The sequence below is a fragment of the Streptomyces sp. NPDC030222 genome, from assembly GCF_055573115.1.
Genome location: NZ_JBVICA010000006.1, coordinates 173,836 through 195,050 on the forward strand (window position 1 = coordinate 173,836; position 21,215 = coordinate 195,050).

Annotated in this window: 17 protein-coding genes and 1 tRNA gene; 10 read left to right on the forward strand and 8 right to left on the reverse strand. The window is 69.9% G+C overall.

The window, feature by feature from the left end:
• Position 1: 1 nt before the first annotated feature.
• The 7 genes from ACZ4Z5_RS11410 to ACZ4Z5_RS11440 all read left to right on the forward strand — a co-directional run bounded on the left by ACZ4Z5_RS11410 (position 2) and on the right by ACZ4Z5_RS11440 (position 7,250).
• Positions 2-562, forward strand: coding sequence for a hypothetical protein (locus ACZ4Z5_RS11410; RefSeq protein WP_468260060.1), 561 nt, complete (start codon positions 2-4; stop codon positions 560-562).
• Between the two features lie 106 nt (positions 563-668).
• Complete coding sequence (locus tag ACZ4Z5_RS11415; protein ID WP_468260063.1) at positions 669-1,082, forward strand: hypothetical protein; 414 nt, start codon at positions 669-671, stop codon at positions 1,080-1,082.
• Positions 1,083-1,501: 419 nt separating this feature from the next.
• On the forward strand, positions 1,502-2,737 hold the full coding sequence (locus ACZ4Z5_RS11420) for a branched-chain amino acid ABC transporter substrate-binding protein (protein ID WP_468260066.1): 1,236 nt from the start codon (positions 1,502-1,504) through the stop codon (positions 2,735-2,737).
• A gap of 100 nt (positions 2,738-2,837) precedes the next feature.
• On the forward strand, positions 2,838-3,770 hold the full coding sequence (locus ACZ4Z5_RS11425) for a branched-chain amino acid ABC transporter permease (protein ID WP_468260069.1): 933 nt from the start codon (positions 2,838-2,840) through the stop codon (positions 3,768-3,770).
• A gap of 5 nt (positions 3,771-3,775) precedes the next feature.
• Entirely contained in the window at positions 3,776-5,506 is a 1,731-nt protein-coding gene (locus ACZ4Z5_RS11430; protein WP_468260499.1) for a branched-chain amino acid ABC transporter permease, read from the forward strand.
• Between the two features lie 5 nt (positions 5,507-5,511).
• The gene (locus ACZ4Z5_RS11435) at positions 5,512-6,537 is read left to right on the forward strand and encodes an ABC transporter ATP-binding protein (RefSeq protein WP_468260501.1); all 1,026 of its coding nucleotides are present in this window, start codon (positions 5,512-5,514) and stop codon (positions 6,535-6,537) included.
• Complete coding sequence (locus ACZ4Z5_RS11440) at positions 6,534-7,250, forward strand: ABC transporter ATP-binding protein (protein WP_468260072.1); 717 nt, start codon at positions 6,534-6,536, stop codon at positions 7,248-7,250. The genes ACZ4Z5_RS11435 and ACZ4Z5_RS11440 overlap by 4 nt, the downstream gene beginning before the upstream one ends.
• A gap of 148 nt (positions 7,251-7,398) precedes the next feature.
• Here ACZ4Z5_RS11440 and ACZ4Z5_RS11445 read toward each other — a convergent pair whose 3' ends face one another.
• Positions 7,399-8,052, reverse strand: coding sequence for an ANTAR domain-containing response regulator (locus ACZ4Z5_RS11445; RefSeq protein WP_468260074.1), 654 nt, complete (start codon positions 8,050-8,052; stop codon positions 7,399-7,401).
• Positions 8,053-8,150: 98 nt separating this feature from the next.
• On the opposite strand from ACZ4Z5_RS11445, the gene ACZ4Z5_RS11450 reads away from it, so the two are divergent.
• Positions 8,151-8,225 (forward strand) — tRNA-Leu (locus tag ACZ4Z5_RS11450).
• Positions 8,226-8,334: 109 nt separating this feature from the next.
• Positions 8,335-9,105 carry a transcriptional regulator gene (locus tag ACZ4Z5_RS11455; protein WP_468260076.1) on the forward strand — a complete coding sequence of 257 codons (771 nt, stop codon included), beginning with the start codon at positions 8,335-8,337 and terminating at the stop codon, positions 9,103-9,105.
• Positions 9,106-9,141: 36 nt separating this feature from the next.
• Here ACZ4Z5_RS11455 and pyk read toward each other — a convergent pair whose 3' ends face one another.
• Both pyk and ACZ4Z5_RS11465 read right to left on the reverse strand, forming a co-directional pair.
• Entirely contained in the window at positions 9,142-10,563 is a 1,422-nt protein-coding gene (pyk, locus tag ACZ4Z5_RS11460; protein WP_468260079.1) for a pyruvate kinase, read from the reverse strand.
• 177 nt (positions 10,564-10,740) lie between these two features.
• Positions 10,741-11,496 carry an SIMPL domain-containing protein gene (locus ACZ4Z5_RS11465; protein WP_468260081.1) on the reverse strand — a complete coding sequence of 252 codons (756 nt, stop codon included), beginning with the start codon at positions 11,494-11,496 and terminating at the stop codon, positions 10,741-10,743.
• 151 nt (positions 11,497-11,647) lie between these two features.
• Here ACZ4Z5_RS11465 and ACZ4Z5_RS11470 point away from each other — a divergent pair, with 151 nt between their 5' ends.
• Complete coding sequence (locus tag ACZ4Z5_RS11470) at positions 11,648-13,459, forward strand: bifunctional metallophosphatase/5'-nucleotidase (protein WP_468260084.1); 1,812 nt, start codon at positions 11,648-11,650, stop codon at positions 13,457-13,459.
• A 138-nt stretch (positions 13,460-13,597) separates the two neighbouring features.
• Here the strand turns inward: ACZ4Z5_RS11470 and ACZ4Z5_RS11475 are convergent, their stop codons facing one another.
• The 5 genes from ACZ4Z5_RS11475 to ACZ4Z5_RS11495 form a co-directional block, all read right to left on the reverse strand.
• Positions 13,598-15,004 carry a lysine N(6)-hydroxylase/L-ornithine N(5)-oxygenase family protein gene (locus tag ACZ4Z5_RS11475; protein WP_468260087.1) on the reverse strand — a complete coding sequence of 469 codons (1,407 nt, stop codon included), beginning with the start codon at positions 15,002-15,004 and terminating at the stop codon, positions 13,598-13,600.
• A complete protein-coding gene (locus tag ACZ4Z5_RS11480; RefSeq protein ID WP_468260090.1) occupies positions 15,001-16,398 on the reverse strand; it encodes a pyridoxal phosphate-dependent decarboxylase family protein in 1,398 nt (465 codons plus the stop codon). Before ACZ4Z5_RS11480 ends, ACZ4Z5_RS11475 begins: the two co-directional genes overlap by 4 nt.
• Positions 16,399-16,959: 561 nt before the next feature.
• A complete protein-coding gene (gene pepN / locus ACZ4Z5_RS11485; RefSeq protein ID WP_468260093.1) occupies positions 16,960-19,452 on the reverse strand; it encodes an aminopeptidase N in 2,493 nt (830 codons plus the stop codon).
• 327 nt (positions 19,453-19,779) lie between these two features.
• On the reverse strand, positions 19,780-20,724 hold the full coding sequence (locus ACZ4Z5_RS11490) for an arylamine N-acetyltransferase family protein (protein WP_468260096.1): 945 nt from the start codon (positions 20,722-20,724) through the stop codon (positions 19,780-19,782).
• Positions 20,725-20,773: 49 nt separating this feature from the next.
• The gene (locus ACZ4Z5_RS11495; RefSeq protein WP_468260098.1) at positions 20,774-21,085 is read right to left on the reverse strand and encodes a chorismate mutase; all 312 of its coding nucleotides are present in this window, start codon (positions 21,083-21,085) and stop codon (positions 20,774-20,776) included.
• Positions 21,086-21,215 lie beyond the last annotated feature (130 nt).

Sequence of the window (21,215 nt, forward strand, 5' to 3'; positions counted from 1 at the left end):
CATGACCGCGGCATCACGCGCCGCGGCGGGTGCGGCCGCGGGCCTCTGCCTCCTCCTCTCCGGCTGCGTAGGCGGCGCGGCCGGAGAGGGCGGGCGGGAGCCACGTCCCCCCGCGGCCGCCGGGCCCTCCGTACTGTCCGACCCCGAGCGGCTCACCCGGGGGCTGACCCGGCTCCCCGGCGATCTGCGGATCGCCTATGACGCGTACTGGGACGCCTGGGCGCGCGCCGGCGCCGCCTCGGACCCCGAGCACCCCGGACTCGACCGGGTCGCCGAGGGGCCGCTGCGCGAGATGCTGCGGTCGAACCTGCGCACCGCCCGCGAGAAGGGCGAGATCACCAAGGGAACGGTCCGGCACAGGGTCCTCGGCGCACGTCCCCGCGACGGAGGCACCGCCGTCGTCGACTGCGTCGATCTGGACGGTCTGCTCATCCATGACGCCGGCACCGGCGAACGGGTCGACCAGCTCGTCGACAGACCCCGGGAACTGGCCGTCGTCACCTTCCGGCGGAACGGCTCCGGCTGGATCGCCGTCCGCGGCGAACTCGCCGGCCCCTGCTGATACCCGCCCAACGGGACGTCATCACCAACTCTCCGTAAGGAAAACGGAGTTGATCTGACATGCATCATCTCTTGCGGCATGCCGCGGCCGGGCATAGCGTGCCGTCGTGGGCGCTCACCGCAGGCGGGGACCCGGGGCCCGGGTGCTGGGCGCGGCCGTTCTCGTGGCCGCGACGCTCGTGTGCGGCTGCGGCGCAGCACGGCCGTCCGGCGGCCACACCGACGCCAACTCGCCCTCCCCACGACCCTCGTCACCCGCGCAGGTGTGCACCACCCTGGTCTCCTATTGGGCCGAAGAAGCCCTGAAGGGCGGCAAGTTCGCAGGTCTTGACTGGGAACAGAAGGGCCTGTCCAACGAGCAACTCGCCATCCACGACGAGGTGGTGGCGGCAGCTCGCGCCGAGGAGAAGCGGCACGGACGGGAGGCCGCCCTACGGCTGGTCCGGGCCCGATCCGAGGCCCGCTGTGCCGCCGCGAACGGCGCGACGGGGAGCTCCGAGAATTGGCGGCCGCCAGACTGACCTCCCCCGGATTTCACTCAGAGTGACCCCTCAAGGGAAGGGCGAAACCGGGATATGTCCCAGTCCCGCCCAAAGAGTTGATCTTGCATTCCCCTTTACATCGTAAGGGGCCGGTCAGGACCAAATGAAGCCCAAGCTCCTTAGCGCAACTGCAGGTTCTCACAATGTGGTCATCGGGCAGGTGGACACAAACGCCCTATGTGCCCACAGTGCGCCCACCGGACTCCTGGCCACGGCATAACAAGAAAGTCACATCCTGACTCCCGTTCTCCCGCACTCCGGCACCGACGCCTAGAGTCACCGCCAGTTACCGCGCTGCAAGGCGCAATACGGCACGGCCCCCGGTAACCAACCCAGTGGCCCGGCGAAAGAAAACGGCTACCTCTACAGAGGAGGCCGCGCCAGGGAAAGGATTCAGCGTGCGACACCGTTCTTTGCTCATTCTCACCACCGTGATCACCACGGGAGCACTCACCCTCACCGCTTGCGGGTCGCGCGACAGCGGCAAGGGCGGTGACAGCAGTGGCGGTGGCAAGACCACCGTCGTGATCGGCGTCGACGCGCCGCTCACCGGTTCGCTGTCCGCGCTCGGCCAGGGCATCAAGAACTCCGTGGACCTCGCGGCCAAGACCGCCAACAAGAACAACGAGGTCCCGGGCGTCGAGTTCAAGATCGAGGCCCTCGACGACCAGGCCGTCCCGGCCTCCGGCCAGGCCAACGCCACCAAGCTCGTCGGCAACAAGGACGTCCTCGGCGTCGTCGGCCCGCTGAACTCCGGCGTCGCCCAGTCGATGCAGGGCGTCTTCAACAGCGCCGGCCTCACCCAGGTCTCCCCCGCCAACACCAACCCGTCGCTCAGCCAGGGCGACAACTGGGGCAAGGGCGAGTTCAAGCGTCCGTTCAAGACCTACTTCCGCACCGCCGCGACGGACGTCGTCCAGGGCAAGTTCGCCGCCCAGTACCTCTTCAACGACGCCAAGAAGACCAAGGTCTTCGTCGTCGACGACAAGCAGACCTACGGCGCCGGCCTCGCGGCGATCTTCTCCGCGGAGTTCACCCGCCTCGGCGGCAAGGTCGTCGGCACCGACCACGTCACGGTGAAGGAGACCGACTTCTCCAGCACCGCCGACAAGGTCAAGGCCTCCGGCGCCGACTCCGTCTACTTCGGCGGCCAGTACCCCGAGGGCGGCCTGCTCTCCGACCAGATCAAGAAGACCGGCGCCAAGATCCCGACCATGGGTGGCGACGGCATCTACGACCCCGCCTTCATCAAGGCCTCCGGTGAGGCCAACGACGGCGACCTCGCGACCTCCATCGGCTACCCCGTCGAGAAGCTCCCGACCGCCAAGCAGTTCATCGCGGACTACAAGGCGGCCGGCTACGCCGACCCGTACGCGGCCTACGGCGGCTACTCCTACGACGCCGCCTGGGCGATCATCCAGGCCGTCAAGGCCGTCGTCGCCGAGAACGGCGGCAAGGTCCCGACCGACGCCCGCGCCAAGGTCACCGAGGCCATGGCCAAGGTCTCCTTCGACGGTGTGACCGGCAAGGTCGCCTTCGACGAGTACGGCGACACCACGAACAAGCAGCTCACCGTCTACGCCGTCAAGGGCGGCAACTGGGCGGACGTCAAGAGCGCCACGTTCGAGGACTGATCACCGCACCGCCCCACCCCAAAAAGAACCACGCCGCGCGAGGGCGCAAACAGCGCCCTCGCGCGGAGTCTTATCCGACACGCTCATCGGAGGCTCTGCGGTGTACGAACTGCCGCAACAGCTGGCCAACGGCCTTGCCCTCGGTGCCCTTTATGGTCTGATCGCCATCGGGTACACCATGGTCTACGGCATTGTCCAGCTCATCAACTTCGCTCACGGCGAGATCTTCATGATCGGGGGCTTCGGCGCCCTCACCACCTACATCTGGCTCCCCAGCGGAACCTCACTCCTGGTGGCAATACCCCTCATGATCATCGGCGGCGCAATCGCCTCCGTTGCCGTCGCCACCGCCGCGGAACGCTTCGCCTACCGGCCGCTGCGCTCCGCCCCACGGCTCGCCCCCCTCATCACCGCGATCGGTCTGTCCATCGCGCTCCAGCAGCTCGTCTGGGGCTTCTACCCGGACGCCAAGAAGGCCCGCAGCTTCCCGGAGATCACCGGCGAGTCCATCAAGATCTTCGACAACCTCGCCATCCAGCGCGCCGACATGTTCGTGCTGATCCTCGCCCCCCTGTGCATGCTCGCCCTCGGCCTCTTCGTCTCCAAGAGCCGCAGCGGCCGCGCCATGCAGGCCACCGCGCAGGACCCCGACACCGCCAAGCTGATGGGCATCAACACCGACCGCATCATCGTGATGGCCTTCGCCATCGGCGCCGCCTTCGCCGCGGTCGCAGCGGTCGCGTACGGCCTCGACAAGGGCCAGATCAACTTCGAGATGGGCTTCATCCTCGGCCTCAAGGCCTTCACCGCCGCGGTCCTCGGCGGCATCGGCAACATCTACGGAGCCATGGTCGGCGGCGTCGTCCTCGGTCTCGCCGAGTCCCTCTCGATCGCCTACATCGAAGAGATCCCCGGCATGCAGCAGCTCGGCGGTGGCGCCTGGTCCAACGTCTGGGCATTCGTACTTCTCATCGTCGTGCTCCTCGTCCGGCCCCAGGGCCTGCTCGGCGAGCGCGTCGCGGATCGGGCGTGAGAACGATGACCGAGACCACCAACACGACCGAGCTCGCAGCCACGGAGAACGCCTCCCGCGTCACCACCATGCGCTGGGCCACCGCCGGCGGCGGCCTTGCCACCGTCGCCAGCACCTTCATGGCCTGGACGTGGACCGCCGACTTCCCCGGCGACCTCACCGTCACCGGCTACCCCGGCGGCCTCCAGGTCCTCACCCTCGTCAGCGGGCTGCTCGTCACCCTCTACGCCCTCGCCTCCCTCGGCATCAAGGGCCTCGGCTGGCTCGCCCCCACCGGCACCACCAAGGCCCTCAAGCTCCTCGCCCTCGGCGGCCTCGGCACCACCTGGTTCACCATCGCCGCCATCTCCATCGAGCTCGGCGGCATCGTCAACCTCGAACCGGGCGGCGTCATCGCCCTCGTGGCCTCCGCCCTCCCCGTCGCCACGGCCTTCTCCCTGCCGGACGACACCCGCAAGGCCGCCAAGCCCAAGGAACTCCCCTCCTGGGCCGAGGTCCTGGTCATCGTCGCCACCTTCGGCGTCGGTCTCTACGTCATCACCTACGGCATCGACACCGAGTACGCCGAGCTGTTCACCGGCTACCTCATCACCGTCGGCCTCTCCGCCGCCGCCCTGATGAAGGCCGGCCTCATCGCCCGCGTCTCAGCGATCACCGCCAAGCACCGCCAGCTCACGGTCATCGCGGCCTTCGTCGCCGCCGCGGCCTTCCCCTTCACCCAGAGCACCGACCAGTACACCCTGGTCGCGGTCAACATCCTCATCTTCGCGACCGTCGCCCTGGGCCTGAACGTCGTCGTCGGCCTCGCCGGCCTCCTCGACCTCGGATACGTCGCCTTCCTCGGCGTCGGCGCCTACACCGCCGCCCTGGTCTCCGGCACCACGGCCTCCGCCTTCGACGTGCACTTCCCCTTCTGGGCCGCCGTCCTCACCGGCGCCGTCGTCTCGCTGATCTTCGGTGTCGTCATCGGCGCCCCGACCCTGCGACTGCGCGGCGACTACCTCGCCATCGTCACCCTCGGCTTCGGAGAGATCTTCCGCATCGCCATGGGCAACCTCGACGGTGTCTCCGGCCCCCAGATCACCAACGGCCCCAATGGCATCCCGAACATCCCGGACCTCGAGTTCTTCGGATTCAACTTCGGCCAGTCCCACACCGTCCTCGGCTTCGAACTCGGCGCCTACGCCAACTACTACCTGCTGATGCTCCTCGCGACGATCCTCGTCGTCCTGGTCTTCAGCCGCGCGGGCAGCTCCCGCATCGGCCGCGCCTGGGTCGCCATCCGCGAGGACGAGACCGCCGCCACCGCCATGGGCATCAACGGCTTCCGCGTGAAGCTCATCGCCTTCGCACTCGGCGCCACCCTCGCCGGACTCGCCGGCACCGTGCAGGCACACGTCCAGCACACCGTCGTCCCGGAGATGTACCAGTTCGCCGGTCCCGTCCCGCCCAACTCGGCCTTCCTCCTGGCGGCCGTCATCCTCGGCGGCATGGGCACCATCAGCGGCCCGCTCCTCGGCGCCACCCTCCTCTACATGATCCCGGCCAAGCTGCAGTTCCTCCAGGACTACCAGCTCCTCGGCTTCGGCATCGCCCTCATCGTGCTCATGCGCTTCCGCCCCGAAGGCCTCATCGCCAACCGCCGCGCACAGCTCGAGTTCCACGAGACCGACCAGAACGACGAACCGGAAAAGGGCCTGGACTCCGGCGTCGGCATCGCCAAGGCGGGGGCGTGAAAGACATGACGACCACCACCACGAACACCACCACCCAGACCGTCCTCGAAGCCAGCGGCGTCACCATGCGCTTCGGCGGCCTCACCGCCGTCCGCAACGTCGACCTCACCGTCAACAGCGGAGAGATCGTCGGCCTCATCGGCCCCAACGGCGCCGGCAAGACGACGTTCTTCAACTGCCTCACCGGCCTCTACGTGCCGACCGAGGGCACCGTGTCCTACAAGGGCACCGTCCTGCCCCCCAAGCCGCACCTGGTCACCAAGGCAGGCATCGCCCGCACCTTCCAGAACATCCGGCTCTTCGCCAACATGACCGTCCTGGAGAACGTCCTCGTCGGACGCCACACCAGGACCAAGGAAGGCCTCTGGTCCGCCCTGCTGCGCGGCCCCGGCTTCAAGAAGGCCGAAGCCGCCTCGCACGCACGGGCCATGGAACTCCTGGAGTTCATCGGCCTCGAGCACAAGGCCGACCACCTCGCCCGCAACCTCCCCTACGGCGAACAGCGCAAGCTCGAGATCGCCCGGGCCATGGCGAGCGAACCCGGCCTGCTGCTCCTCGACGAGCCCACCGCCGGTATGAACCCGCAGGAGACCCGCGCGGCCGAAGAACTCATCTTCGCCATCCGGGACAAGGGCATCGCCGTCCTCGTCATCGAGCACGACATGCGCTTCATCTTCAACCTCTGCGACCGCGTCGCCTGCCTCGTCCAGGGCGAGAAGCTCATCGAGGGCAGCGCCGGCGAGGTCCAGAGCGACGAGCGCGTCGTCGCCGCCTACCTGGGCACGCCCTTCGAGGGCGAGCCGGGCGAGGCGGAGGCCGCCGCGGTCGAGGTGGCGGAGGCCAAGGCGGACAACGCCACGGCCGCCGCTGAGGCGCCGGCGGACGCCGAGCCGGAGGCCGGCGCGGCCTCCGAGGAGACCGCCGCGGAGGAGACCACCTCCGACGACGCCCCGTCCGACGAGGCAGCCTCTGACGACGCCGCTTCGGACGAGGCGCAGAGCACCACCAGCACCGAAGGAGAGACCAAGTGACCGCGCTCCTCGAGGTCGAAGACCTCCGGGTCTCCTACGGCAAGATCGAAGCCGTCAAGGGCATCTCCTTCAGCGTCGAAGCCGGCCAGGTGGTCACCCTCATCGGCACCAACGGTGCCGGCAAGACCACCACCCTGCGCACGCTCTCCGGGCTCCTCAAGCCCACGAGCGGACGCGTCCTCTTCGACGGCAAGCCCCTCAACGGCACCCCCGCCCACAAGATCGTCTCCCTGGGCCTCGCCCACTCCCCCGAGGGACGCCACATCTTCCCCCGGCTGACGATCGCCGAGAACCTCCAGCTCGGTGCGTTCCTGCGCAGCGACAAGGAAGGCATCGAGAAGGACATCCAGCGCGCCTACGAGCTCTTCCCCATCCTGGGCGAGCGCCGCAAGCAGGCCGCGGGAACCCTCTCCGGCGGTGAGCAGCAGATGCTCGCCATGGGCCGCGCCCTCATGTCGCAGCCCAAGCTGCTCATGCTGGACGAGCCCTCCATGGGTCTCTCGCCCCTCATGATGCAGAAGATCATGGCGACCATCGCCGAGCTCAAGGCCACCGGCACCACCATTCTGCTCGTCGAGCAGAACGCCCAGGCCGCGCTCTCCCTGGCGGACCAGGCCCACGTCATGGAGGTCGGCAACATCGTCCTCTCCGGCACCGGCCAGGACCTGCTCCACGACGAGTCGGTCCGCAAGGCCTACCTCGGCGAGGACTGATCCACCGCAGCACACAGAAGGAGGAGGCCCGCACCCCGGTTCCGGGGGCGGGCCTCCTCCTTCTTCTGCTGCTGCTTCTGCTGCTGCTTCTCGGACTTCGTGCCCACCGGTCGTCCGCCCCGGACAGGTCACCGGCGGCCCGGGCAGGTCACTGGCCCTTCGCGGCCTTCTTCTCCTCGGCGTCCTCGATGACCGCCTCCGCGACCTGCTGCATCGACAAGCGACGGTCCATCGACGTCTTCTGGATCCACCGGAACGCCGCCGGCTCCGTCAGCCCGTACTGGGTCTGCAGGATCGACTTCGCCCTGTCCACCAGCTTCCGCGTCTCCAGTCGCGCCGAGAGGTCCGCGACCTCCTTCTCCAGCGCCCGCAGCTCCGCGAACCGCGACACCGCCATCTCGATGGCCGGCACCACGTCGCTCTTGCTGAACGGCTTCACCAGATACGCCATCGCACCGGCGTCCCGGGCCCGCTCCACCAGATCACGCTGCGAGAACGCGGTCAGCATCAGCACCGGCGCGATCGACTCCTGGGCGATCCGCTCCGCCGCGGAAATCCCGTCGAGCTTGGGCATCTTCACGTCGAGGATCACCAGATCGGGCCGGTGCTCGCGCGCCAGCTCGACCGCCCGCTCACCGTCGCCGGCCTCACCGACGACCGTGTAGCCCTCCTCTTCCAGCATCTCTTTCAGGTCGAGGCGGATGAGGGCCTCGTCCTCGGCGATGACGACACGGGTCGTCAGCGGCGGAACGTGCGACTTGTCGTCGTCTGCGACGGGCTGTGGCGACTCGGGGGCGGTCACGGTACTCCTCATTCCGGGCAGGTACTGCTCCCCATGAGCCTACCTAGCTGCGGTATGGTGGACGCGCAGCGGGTCGAGGAAAACCTTCGAATCTGCGAGCCCCGGTAGCCCAATTGGCAGCAGGCAATGGATTCAAAACCCATACAGTGTCGGTTCGAGTCCGACCCGGGGCACTTTTCCTTCATTTCCAAGGTCGCAAGGTAAATGGCGGAACTCACCCGACCTTGTGAAATTCAGCGCCGCTTCATGCAGATCCTCACACATTGAGCCAATCTCGCTCATATGTACGACATGGGCACCCGCAGACGAGTACTCGCACTCCTCACCGATGGCCGCAGCCTCAACTCCGTGAGCAGAGAGACCGGAATATCACGTGCCGCCATCCGAGCATGGCGGACGCGCATCGAGCCACTGCCACGGCTCCTCGGTCAGGCGACGCCCTGCGTCAGGTGTCGCGAAGCGCCGGGCCTCCCGCAGAACGAGGCGGCTTACTCGTACCTGCTCGGGCTCTACCTCGGCGACGGATGCATCAGCCCGCAGCCGCGGGGTGGCTTCCAGTTGCGCATCGCCTGCGGCAACGCCTGGCCAGGGCTCATCGACGCCTGCCGGTCGGCCATCGCCGCCGTGCGTCCCGAGGGTCGCGTCCATTCGGTCGCCCAACCTGGCTACACCATAGTGACCAGTTACGGACGGCACTGGCCCTGCCTCTTCCCCCAGCACGGTCCCGGCAAGAAGCACGAGCGGAGGATCGCACTGCAGCCGTGGCAACAGGACCTCGTCGACGAGCACCCATGGGAGTTCGTCCGGGGGCTCGTCCACTCGGACGGCTGCAGGATCACCAACTGGGCAACGCGGACGGTCGACGGCGAGCGGAAGCGCTATGAGTACCCCCGGTATTTCTTCACCAATCTGTCCACCGACATCCGGCGGCTGTTCACCGACACCCTTGACGCCCTCGGCGTCGAGTGGGCGCAGGCCAACAAGCAGAACATCTCCGTCGCCCGCCGGGCGTCCGTCGCGCTCATGGACGCCCATGTAGGCCCGAAGTACTGAGCCGGACCGGACTGGGCCGTCCCGGATCCGCCGGGCTCAGACCTCGCCGATGTGGTGGACGTGCACGAGGTTGGTGGTGCCGGGGACGCCGGGCGGGGAGCCGGCCGTGATGACCACGGTGTCGCCCTGGCGGCAACGGCCGATACGGAGGAGTTCCTCCTCGACCTGGGCGACCATCGCGTCCGTGGAGTCGACGCACGGACCGAGGAAGGTCTCGACGCCCCAGGTCAGGCTGAGCTGGGAGCGGGTGGCCGGGTCGGGGGTGAAGGCGAGGAGGGGGATGGGCGAGCGGTAGCGGGAGAGGCGCCGGACGGTGTCGCCGCTCCGGGTGAAGGCCACGAGGAACGACGCTTCGAGGAAGTCGCCGATCTCGGCGGCGGCCCGGGCGACGGCGCCACCCTGGGTGCGGGGTTTGTTCCGTTCGGTGAGTGGCGGCAGGCCCTTGGCGAGGAGGTCCTCTTCCGCGGCTTCGACGATGCGGCTCATGGTGCGGACGGTTTCCACGGGGTACTTCCCGACGCTGGTCTCGCCGGAGAGCATGACGGCGTCGGTGCCGTCGATGACGGCGTTGGCCACGTCCGAGGCCTCGGCGCGGGTGGGGCGGGGGCTGTCGATCATCGAGTCGAGCATCTGTGTGGCGACGATGACCGGTTTGGCGTTGCGCTTGGCGAGTTTGATGGCGCGCTTCTGGACGACCGGGACCTGTTCGAGGGGCATTTCGACGCCGAGGTCGCCGCGGGCCACCATGATCCCGTCGAAGGCGGCGACGATGTCGTCGATGTGTTCGACGGCCTGGGGCTTCTCGATCTTGGCGATGACGGGGATGCGGCGGCCTTCCTCGTCCATGACGCGGTGGACGTCCTCGATGTCGCGGCCGGTGCGGACGAAGGAGAGGGCGATCACGTCGAAGCCGGTGCGGAGGGCCCAGCGGAGGTCTTCGACGTCCTTGCCGGAGAGGGCGGGGACGGAGACGGGGACGCCGGGGAGGTTCAGTCCCTTGTGGTCGGAGATCAGCCCGCCTTCGATGACGCGGGTGTGGACGCGGGGGCCTTCGACGGAGGTGACGTCGAGGGCGACACGGCCGTCGTCGATGAGGATGCGTTCGCCGGGGGCGACGTCGGTGGCGAGGCCGGGGTGGGTGGTGCCGCAGATGCCGCGGTCGCCTTCGATGTGCTCGACGGTGATGGTGAAATGATCTCCGCGTTCAAGGAGTACGGGACCTTCACGGAAGCGGCCGAGGCGGATCTTCGGTCCTTGAAGGTCGGCGAGGACGCCGACGCTGCGGCCGGTCTCGTCGGCGGCCTTGCGTACATGCCGGTAGCGCTCTTCGTGGTCGGCGTGGGTGCCGTGGCTGAGGTTGAAGCGGGCCACGTCCATTCCCGCTTCGACCAGGCCTTTGATCCGGTCGTATGTATGGGTGGCAGGGCCCAGTGTGCAGACGATCTTCGCTCGGCGCATGACTCGAGCCTAGGCCTTACCGACGGGTAGAGATTTGGTGCGGCGTGACCACTCAACAACCATTGCGTGAAGGGTTGTTGACAAGGCTTGAAGTGTGCGGGCAGCCGCTCTTCCGAGCGCCTGAGCGGCCGGCCGCAAGAGTCCCCGCCGGCCGCGGAAGAGACACCGCCGACTGCTTCAGAGCCGGGGCGCGGTCATGGTGAAGCGCGCATTGATGTGGGCATGGACGGTCTGGCGCTGGGGTTCGAGGTTGAGGGCGGGGGCGGGTTCGGGGGCGGCACCGGTCGGCCATGTGGCCGAGCGCATGGCGGCGAACGGGGGCGGCTGGTAGGGGCTGGGGGGTTCCGCGCCGATGTCGGCGAGTTCGACGAGTGCAGCGAGCCGGGCGCCGAGGGCGTCCGCGTATTCGCGGGCCCGCTGGACGGCTTCCTTGACCGCTTGGCGGCGGGCTTCGCCGTGGGCGGGTGAGTCGGGGCGCAGGGACCACCAGGGTCCGTCGACGCGGGTCATGTCGAGGTCGGCGAGACGGGTGGTGAGTTCACCGAGTGCGGTGAAGTCGGAGAGGACCGCCCCGATGTGGACGCGGCCGTGGTAGGAGCGGATTTTCTCGCCCCTGCCGAACTTGGTGAGTTCGGGGGAGATGGAGAAGGCGCCGGTCTCGATGGTGTCGACGGCTTCGCCGTAGCCCCTGATGAGTTCGAGGACCTGGGTGTTGCGGCGGGTGAGGTCTTCGAGGGCAGTGCGTCGGTCGCTGCCGCGGGCGCTGATGGTAATGCCGATGCGAGCGATCTCCGGGTCGACCTCGAGCGTGGCCTCGCCGCGGACGGAGACACGGGGGGCTTCCGCGGTGCCGAAGGGGACGTACGGCTGCGGCGGGAGGCTGCCTGGGCGATCGGCAGATGTGGATGATTCGGGTGATTCGGGTGTGGTCACGGCGTCCACTCTCGCACTGTGCGGGGCAACGAGGCCGGGAGGACGAGCGGTTCATCAGGTGGCCACCCCGGGAGGGTGTCGCTCGGCGTGAGGTCTGGGCCAGAATCTACGCGCGTTGTGCCCACGTTGTGCGATCCGAGGAGGAAGAAGTATGCCGTTGAACCGCAGGAAGTTCCTGGGTACGTCCGCTGCAGCAGGGGCCGGTGCGGCCGTGGCGGGCGCCGCGGCGGGACCGGCTTCGGCTGCTTCCGTGACGGGGACCACGGGCCGGGGACGTCCGCCGAAGCGGTACTCCTTCACCGTGATGGGCACCACCGACCTGCACGGCAATGTGTTCAACTGGGACTACTTCACGGACAAGGAGTTCGACGACAAGGCGCACAACGACGTCGGCCTGGCGAAGATCTCGACGCTCGTGGAGCAGGTCCGTGCACAGAAGGGCCGTCGCAACACGCTGCTGATCGACGCCGGTGACACGATCCAGGGCACCCAGCTGTCGTACTACTACGCCAAGGTCGACCCGATCACGGCGAAGCACGGTCCGGTGCATCCCATGGCCCAGGCGATGAACGCCATCGGCTATGACGCGGCGGCGCTCGGCAACCACGAGTTCAACTACGGCATCCCGGTGCTCCGGAAGTTCGAGGACCAGTGCGACTTCCCGCTGCTGGGCGCGAACGCGCTGGACGCGCGGACGCAGCGGCCCGCCTTCCCGCCGTACGCGATCAAGCGGCTGCGGACGCCGTGCGGGCGGGACGTCCGGGTGGCGGTGCTGGGTCTGACGAACCCGGGCATCGCGATCTGGGACAAGGCCCACGTCCAGGGCAGGATGACGTTCCCGGGCCTGGAGGAGCAGGCGGCGAAGTGGGTTCCGAGGCTGCGCTCGATGGGTGCGGACGTGGTGATCGTCTCCGCGCACTCCGGATCGAGCGGTACGTCCTCGTACGGTGACCAGCTGCCGTACATCGAGAACGCGGCGGCGCTGGTGGCCGAGCAGGTGCCGGGGATCGACGCGATCCTCGTCGGTCATGCACACACCGAGATCCCGGAGTACAAGGTCCGGAACAAGGAGACCGGCAAGGAGGTCGTGCTCTCCGAGCCCCTGAAGTGGGGGCAGCGGCTCACCCTGTTCGACTTCGACCTGGTGTGGTCGCAGGGCCGCTGGACGGTGGAGAAGGTGGCCGCGCAGGTGCTGAACTCCAACACGGTGGCGGAGGACCCGAAGATCACGAGGTTGCTGGCGGACGAGCACACCAAGGTGGTGGCGTACGTTAACCAGGTGATCGGCACGTCGGCCGTGGCGATGTCCTCCGCCGAGGCGCCGTGGAAGGACGAGCCGGTCATCGACCTGATCAACGCGGTGCAGGCGGAGACCGTGAAGGCGGCGCTGGCCGACGGCGCGCACGCGGGGCTCCCGGTGCTGTCGCAGGCGTCGTGCTTCTCGCGCACGGCGCGGATCCCGTCGGGCGAGGTGACGCTGAAGGACGCCGCCGGGCTGTACCCGTTCGAGAACACCCTGGAGGCGCGGGTGCTGACGGGGGCGCAGCTCAAGGACTATCTGGAGTACTCGGCGCGGTACTTCGTGCGCACCACGGCGGGTGCGCCGGTGGACACGTCGAAGCTGACGAACGCGGACGGCATCCCCGACTACAACTACGACGCGGTGTACGGCCTGACGTACGACATCGACATCGCGGCGCCGGTCGGCTCGCGGATCGTCGGGCTGTCGTTCGAGGGCAGGGCGGTGGCCCCGGCGGCGCAGTTCGTGCTCGCGGTCAACAACTACCGGGCGAGCGGTGGCGGGGCGTTCCCGCATGTCGCCAAAGCGCAGCAGGTGTGGGCGAACTCGGATGAGATCCGGAACACGATCATCAGCTGGGTGAAGGCGAAGGGGACGATCGATCCGGCGCAGTTCGCCTCGGCCGGCTGGCGGCTGACCCGGGACGGCGTTCCCGTGTTCTGACCGTGTCCGTCGGCGTGACCCCGTTCTGACCGTGTCCGTCTGCGCGGCCGCGCGGGATCCGTGCGGCCGCGCGACGTCCGTGCGGTGGTGTGGGTGCGTCCGTGCGGTGGTGTGTGCGGCGGACGGCGGTTCGGCTGTTCAGTTGCGTTCGGCCAGTGGGGCCGGTCCTGTGGTGCGGGGCCGGTCCCCTGCCCGTTCCAGACCGAAGCTGGTGAAGGCTGTGCGCGGTGGCAGGGGGTAGGCCTCCTTGCCGGTGAGGGTGTTGAGGATGGTGGCGCTGCGCCAGGCGGCGAGTCCGAGGTCGGGGGCGCCGACGCCGTGGGTGTGGCCTTCGGAATTCTGGACGAAGACGGATCCGGTGACGCAGGGGTCGAGGAGCAGCCGGTAGGTCTCGTCGATGCGCGGGCGGTTGGCGGCGTCGCGGCGCATGTAGGGGTCGAGGCCGGCGAGCAGCAGGTCGAGGGAGCGTTCGCGGTAGCCGGTGGCGAGGACGACGGCGTCGGTGGTGAGGCGGGTGCGGGTGCTCTGCTGGTGGTGTTCCAGGTGGAGTTCGACCTTGGTGGTGGCGAGCCGGCCCGCGGTGCGCACGGTCACGCCGGGGATGAGGACGGCGTCGGGCCATGCGCCGTGGATGGCGCGGCGGTAGAGCTCGTCGTGGATGGCGGCGATGGTTCCGGCGTCGATGCCCTTGTGGAGCTGCCACTGGGCGGGGACGAGCCGGTCGCGTACCTGTTCCGGGAGGGCGTGGAAGTAGCGGGTGTAGTCGGGGGTGAAGTGTTCCAGGCCGAGCTTGGAGTACTCCATGGGGGCGAAGGCCTCGGTGCGGGCGATCCAGTGGAGGCGTTCGGCGCCGACCGGGCGGTGGCGGAGGAGGTCGAGGAAGACCTCGGCACCGGACTGGCCGGAGCCGATGACCGTGATGTGCTCGGCGGCGAGGATGCGTTCGCGGTGGTCGAGGTAGTCGGCGGAGTGGAACACGGGGACCGTGGGGGCGTCGACGAGTGGTCTGAGCGTGTCCGGGACGTGGGGTTCGGTGCCGATGCCGAGGACGAGGTTGTGGGCGTGGGTGCGGCCGAGGGCGACGGCTTCGCCGTGGGTGTCGAGCTGGGTGTAGTCGACTTCGAAGAGTTCGCGTTCGGGGTTCCAGCGGACGGCGTCGACCTGGTGGCCGAAGTGCAGTCCGGGGAGGTTTTCGCTGACCCAGCGGCAGTAGGCGTCGTATTCGGTGCGCCGGAGGTGGAAGTGCTCGGAGAAGTAGAAGGGGAAGAGGCGTTCGCGGGTCCTGAGGTGGTTGAGGAAGGTCCAGCGGCTGGTGGGGTCGGCCAGGGTGACGAGGTCGGCGAGGAAGGGCACTTGGAGGGTGGCGTCGTCGAGGAGGAGTCCTCGGTGCCAGTGGAAACCGTGGCGCTGTTCGTAGAAGGCGGTGGCGAGGCGTCCGGGGAGCCCGTCGGCGAGTGCGGCGAGGGAGAGGTTGCACGGGCCGATGCCGATGCCGATGAGGTCCGAGGGCTGGTCCGGGGTGCTGCTCTGGTGGGGCGCGGTCATCGGGTGGGGCTGCCTTCCAGGAGTGCGAGGAGCGCGGTGAGGTCGCCGGGGGTGGTGTGCGGGTTGAGGAGGGTGGCCTTCAGCCAGAGCCGCCCGTCGGCGCGGGCGCGGCCGAGTACGGCCGTGCCGTGGGTGAGGTGGGTGCGGCGGAGTGCGGCGACCGTGTCGTCGTCGGTGCCGGTCGGGCGGAAGAGGACGGTGGTGATGGTGGGCCGTTGGTGGAGCTCGAAGCGCGGGTGCTGTTCGACGAGGTCGGCGAACTGTTCGGCGGTGCGGCAGGTGGTGTCGACGAGCGACGCGAGGCCGGTGCGGCCGAGGGCGCGCAGGGTGACCGCGATCTTGAGGATGTCGGGGCGCCGGGTGGTGCGCAGGGAGCGGCCGAGGAGGTCGGGGATTCCGGCCGCGGTGTCGTCGTCGGGGTTGAGGTAGTCGGCGCGGTGTCCGAGCGGGCGCAGGAGGCCGGCGCGGGGTACGGCGAGGAGCCCTGCGGCGACCGGCTGCCAGCCGAGTTTGTGCAGGTCGAGGGTGACGCTCTGGGCGCGGTGGAGTCCCTCGGCGCGGTGGCGGTGGGTGTCGCTGAAGAGGAGGCCGCCGCCGTAGGCCGCGTCGATGTGGAGCTCCGCTCCGTGGGTCTCGCAAAGGTCGGCGATGGCGGGGAGCGGGTCGATGAGCCCGGCGTCGGTCGTCCCGGCGGTTGCGGTGACGAGCAGCGGGCCGTGGGCGGCGTGGGTGGTGAGTGCCTTGTCGAGGTACGCGGGGTCGATGATGCCGCGGGGGGTGGGGAGGGTGAGCGGCTGGGGCATGCCGAGGAGCCAGGCGGCGCGGTGGACGGAGTGGTGGGCGTTGGCCCCGCAGATCACCGTGACGTTGCGTCCGGTGTGGCGTTCCCTGGCGAGGAGGAGGGCGAGCTGGTTGGCCTCGGTGCCGCCGGTGGTGACGAGGGCGTCCGGGTTGGCGGCACCGGGGTAGACCTGGCCGGCGAGGGCGCGGGTGACGAGCGTTTCGAGGGCGGATGCGGCGGGGGCCTGGTCCCAGGAGTCCATGGAGGGGTTGAGGGCCCCGGCGGCCAGGTCGGCGGCGACGGCGACGGCCAGTGGTGGGCAGTGGAGGTGTGCGGCGCAGTGGGGGTGTGCCGGATCGGCGGCGCCTTCGGCGATTGAATGGACGAGGGTGCGCAGGGCTTCGTGGGGGCCGGTGCCGTGCGTGGGGAGGACGGGTTCGGCGGCGTGCCGGACGTGTGCGGTGACGCTCTGGGGTCCCCCGGCCGGCAGGGGGCCGCCGCGGGCGGCGGCCCCGTCGTGCAGCGCGTCGAGGACGGTGTCGAGGAGGGGCCGGAGCGCTTCCGGTCCCGCTGTGCCTCCGGCGAGCGCGGGCGGTTCGGGCGGGGTGTGCATGCGGGCGTGTCCCTCGGGTGAAGTGCGCCGGTGTGCGCGTGTGGTGTGGACACATCACACTGGTCGGGGGCCGGGCGACATGCCCGGTGAGCACAACGATGAAGACCCGAAAGGGGTATTGCCCCAGGGAGAAGCGAAGTCGGGCGCAGAAAGGCGCTATGGGGTGGCACAGGCCCCTGCCGGGCCGTGCGGGTGCGCCGGTCCCTGCTTCCGTGCGCCGGGCCTGGGCCGGTGGCGCCCGGGGCTCGGACAGGCGGACTGGGCCCGGGGGCGCCGGCCGACCGGCCCGGCCCGGCAGACTCCGGCCGACCGGCCCGGCCCAGCAAACCCCGGCCGACCGGCCATGCCCGCCTCGGTGCCCTGAGTCGCACGGCACTCGGCCCGTGCGTGCCTCGGGCCCGGACACCGGCCCGGCTCACGCCTTGGCCTTGGCTCACGGCCCCGGCGGAACCCGGAACCCTGCGAACCCGGGTGCTCAGCGGCCCCGAGGCGCCCCCGACACCCCGGCCGGACCGGAGACCGGTCCGGCCGGGGTGGGGCGTCCTCGGGGCCGCCGGGGTGTCAGTCGCCGCGGACGCGAAGGGCGCGCCGGAGGTCGTCGAGCTGGTCGACGAGCTTGCGGCGCAGGGCGGGAATGGGGTCGGCGTCCTGGAGGCAGGCCTTGCCGAGCCGGAGGGTGGCCGGGTCGACAGCCGTGGTGGGGAAGGCGTGGCGGCCGGCCGCTTCGCCGATCGCGGAACCGCGGCGGGCGGCGAGGGCGACGGCGTCCTGGAAGTACCGCTCGACGTAGGGGGCGACGAGTTCGGCCTGTTCGGGCTGCCAGAAGCCGCGGGCGGTGGCGGTGAACAGGTAGTTGGACAGGTCGTCCGAGTGGAACATGCGCTCCCATGCGGTCTGCTTGGCCGCCCCGTCGGGCAGTGCCGCGCGGCAGGCGGCTGCGCCTTCCTGGCCGGTGGCGCTGGGATCGTTCTCCAGTTCCGCGGCGATGACGGCCTCGTCGGCGGCGCCGAGCACCGCGAGCCGGCCGAGGATGCGCCAGCGGAGCTCCGGGTCGAGTTCGGGGCCTCCGGGGGCGCTGCCGTTGTCGAGCCAGTCCTGGATGGTCTGCGGCTGGGTGGCGCAGTCGATGAAGTGGCGTACGGCGATGAGGCGGAGACCGGGGTCGTTGCCGTCCTCGGTGCGGCGGATCACGTCGCGGCAGAGATCGGTGAGGAGCGCCAGGGCGACGGGGCGCTCGGCGTCGGGGAGGTAGTGGTCGGTGATCTGGGCGCGGGCGAAGGAGAGGACGCCCTGGACGACGGCGAGGTCCTTCTCGTGCGGGATGTGGGTGCGGGCCGCCTGCAGGTAGGCGGCGGGGGGCAGCTCTCCGTCGCGGACCTTGTCGCGGGCGGCGTTCCAGACGACCGCGCGGGTCAGCGGGTCGGGCAGGCCCGAGAGGGCGCGGAGCGCGGTGTCCCAGGAGTCCGCGTCGAGGCGGATCTTGGCGTAGGTGAGGTCGCCGTCGTTGAGCAGGACCAGGTCGGGGCGGCGGCCGGGCAGGGTGGTGGGGCCGCTCTGCGGGATGTCGATCTCGAAGCGCCGACGGGACACGAGCCGCCCCGGTTCGACGGGATCGAGGTCGTAGGCACCGACGGTGATGCGGTGGGGCCGGGTGCCCTCGTGCTCGACGGCGAGCTGCCAGTGGCCGTCCTGGGCGGTCGTGACGGGCCGGAGGGTGTCGACGCCGGTGGTGCGGAGCCACTTATCGGCCCAGGTGTGGACGTCGCGGTCGGTCACCGAGGCCAGGTTGTCGATGAAGTCGGCGAGGGTGGCGTTGCCGAACTTGTGGCGTGCGAAGTGGTTGTTTATACCGGCGAGGAAGTCCTTCTCGCCGAGCCAGGCGACGAGTTGGCGGAGGGCCGAGGCACCCTTGGCGTAGGAGATCCCGTCGAAGTTGAGCAGGGCCGAGGCGGTGTCGGGCACGGCGTCGGGGTCGGGTGCGACGGGGTGCGTGGAGGGCCGCTGGTCGGCGTCGTACCCCCAGCCCTTGCGGACGATGCCGAAGTCGGTCCAGGTGTTGGTGTAGCGGGTGGCCTCGGTGAGCGTTTGGTAGCCCATGTACTCGGCGAAGGACTCGTTCAGCCAGATGTCGTCCCACCAGGTGAGGGTGACGAGGTCGCCGAACCACATGTGGGCCATCTCGTGGGCGATGACCATGGCGCGGGTCTGGCGCTCGGTGTCGGTGACGGCGGAGCGGTAGACGAACTCGTCGCGGAAGGTGACGAGGCCGGGGTTCTCCATGGCGCCGGCGTTGAATTCGGGGACGAACGCCTGGTCGTAGGAGTCGAAGGGGTACGGCTCCTCGAACTTCTCGTGGTAGCGGTCGTAGCAGGCGCGGGTGATGTCGAGGATCTCGTCGGCGTCCGCGTCGAGGTGCGGGGCGAGGGAGCGGCGGCAGTGGATGCCGAAGGGCAGGCCGCGGTGCTCGGTCCGTACGGAGTGCCAGGGGCCCGCGGCGACGGCGACGAGGTAGGTGGAGATGCGCTGGGTCGGGGCGATGGTCCACCGGCCGTCTCCGGTGTGTTCCGCGACGCCGTTGCCGAGCACCGTCCAGCCGTCGGGTGCGGTGACGGTGAGGGCGAAGACGGCCTTCAGGTCCGGCTGGTCGAAGGCGGCGAAGACCCGCTGGACGTCTTCCATGAACATCTGGGTGTAGACGTACGTCTCGCCGTCCGTCGGATCGGTGAACCGGTGCATGCCCTCACCGGTGCGCGAGTACCGCATGCCGGCGTGGACGTGCAGTTCGTGTTCACCGGTGGTGAGGCCGGTGAGCGGCAGTCGGTTGCCGTCGAGCAGCTCGGGGTCGAGCGGACGGCCGTCCAGGGTCGCGGTGTGCAGCGCGGCGGGCTTGAGCTCGACGAAGGTGTCCCCGGCGGTACGGGCGGTGAACCGGATGGTGGTGCGGGATTCGAAGGTGTCCTCGCCGCCGGTGGTCAGGTCGAGTTCGACGCTGTAGTGGTGGACGTCGAGGAGCCGGGCTCGGGTCTGCGCTTCGTCGCGCGTCAGTACGGACATGCGGCCCATGCTGCCGGATGCGCCGAACACGGCACAGTGGCCCGCGTTGCGCTGTCAGCGCACATCTCCCGCGTACGGCGCCGCGCGCGCCCGTCCCCGCCCGTGCCCGCGCCGCACGCACCGGCGCCCGCGGGGCGTACGGCGGCCGGGGCTGTGGCCGACGTCACCGCCCCGGCCCGGCGGGGCGCTGCCGACGGCTCACGCGCACGAGTGACCGCGGGTGTGGCGGCCGTCCCCTCGCGGGCGTGCGTCCGGCGCCGGATCCGCGGCGGGGCACAGCCGGCGCTGTGGGCGGTGCGGGGAACACAGCGTCGTGCGTGAGGACGGCTATGTGTGCGTCCTCTGCGACAGCGAGCTTCCCCGCTGCTGGAGCGTCTCGCTGGTGACCGGGGAGGAGTCCTCGTGGTCCGGGGGGGTGGAGGCCGTGGTCTCGGTCTGCCGGGAGGCGAGCCACGCGGCGTGGGCGCGGTCGATGCGGTCCCAGAGGGCGGACCGGTCTGCGGGACGGAGGTCGTCGCAGGTGCGGTGGAAGAGGTCGGTGACCGTCCGGAACCACTCCGTGGCGGTGGTCAGCTCCCGGTCGGTGCGTCCCGCGGCGTCGATGCGGGTCAGCACGCGGCCGCGCAGGACGTCCGCGCCCTCGGCGTCGCGGCGCTGCAGGGTGACGGTCTTGACGAAGCCCGAGTCCGGGTCCGTGGAGAGCTCCCGGTGGCGGTCCGCGAAGTCCGCGGTCGTGGCGGGCTCCGTCCGGAAATCCATGTGGTGGAACGCCCCGTCCGGATCGTGGATGAACGTCCAGAAGCCCGGTTCGGCGGCGGACCGTTCCATGCGGTAGGTGAAGGGGCCCTGCCGGTAGGTGCCGGGGCGCAGCGGCAGCGGCTCGTGGGGGCCGTCGCCGAGGCCGGCGTCGACGAGCCAGACCTCGTCTCCGTGGCGGACGGTCAGCGCGAGGTGGTCGCCGTTGGTGCCGTGGAGGCCCTCCTCGTCGTGCACCTGGCCGATGTGACGGGTCACGTCGTGGCCCAGCGCTTCGAGGAGCGCGGCGAAGGCACCGTTGAGGTGGAAGCAGTAGCCGCCGCGCCCTGCGGCGAGGCGGTCCACGTTGACTCGGGGGTCGATGGCGGGCGGGCGGCCGAGCTGGATCTCGATGTTCTCGTACGGCACGCGTTCGACGTGGGCGCGTTGCAGGGCGAAGAGCTGCTCCGTCGAGGGCGGTCCCGGGCGGGTGAGGCCGAGGCGGTCGAGGTATCCGGTCAGCCCGTTCGGTGTCATGTACACCGAGCGTACTCAGGTCCCGGAGGTGCGTGGCGGGCAGGGCCGGTCAGTTCCGGCAGTTGCCGCCGGCGATGGTCTCGTGGTGGCGGATGACTTCCGCGATGATGAAGTTGAGGAGCTTCTCGGCGAACGCGGGGTCGAGTTTCGCGTTCTCGGCGAGGTTGCGCAGGCGGGCGATCTGCTCGGCCTCGCGGGACGGGTCGGCGGGCGGCAGGTGGTGCCGGGCCTTGAGGTGGCCGACCTGCTGGGTGCACTTGAAGCGTTCGGCGAGCATGTGGACGACGGCGGCGTCGATGTTGTCGATGCTGTCGCGGAGGCGGTGCAGCTCGGCCTGGACGGCGGGGTCGATCTCGGTCATGGGCAGGGAGCTTACGTGTCCGTGGGGAACTCGGCGGCCGGTGTTCGGGGTGTGGGACGCTCTGGCCCGGAGGCCGCGACGCGGTGCCGGCCGGCCGACCCCCTGCCGCCCCCACCGGGGGACCCACCGG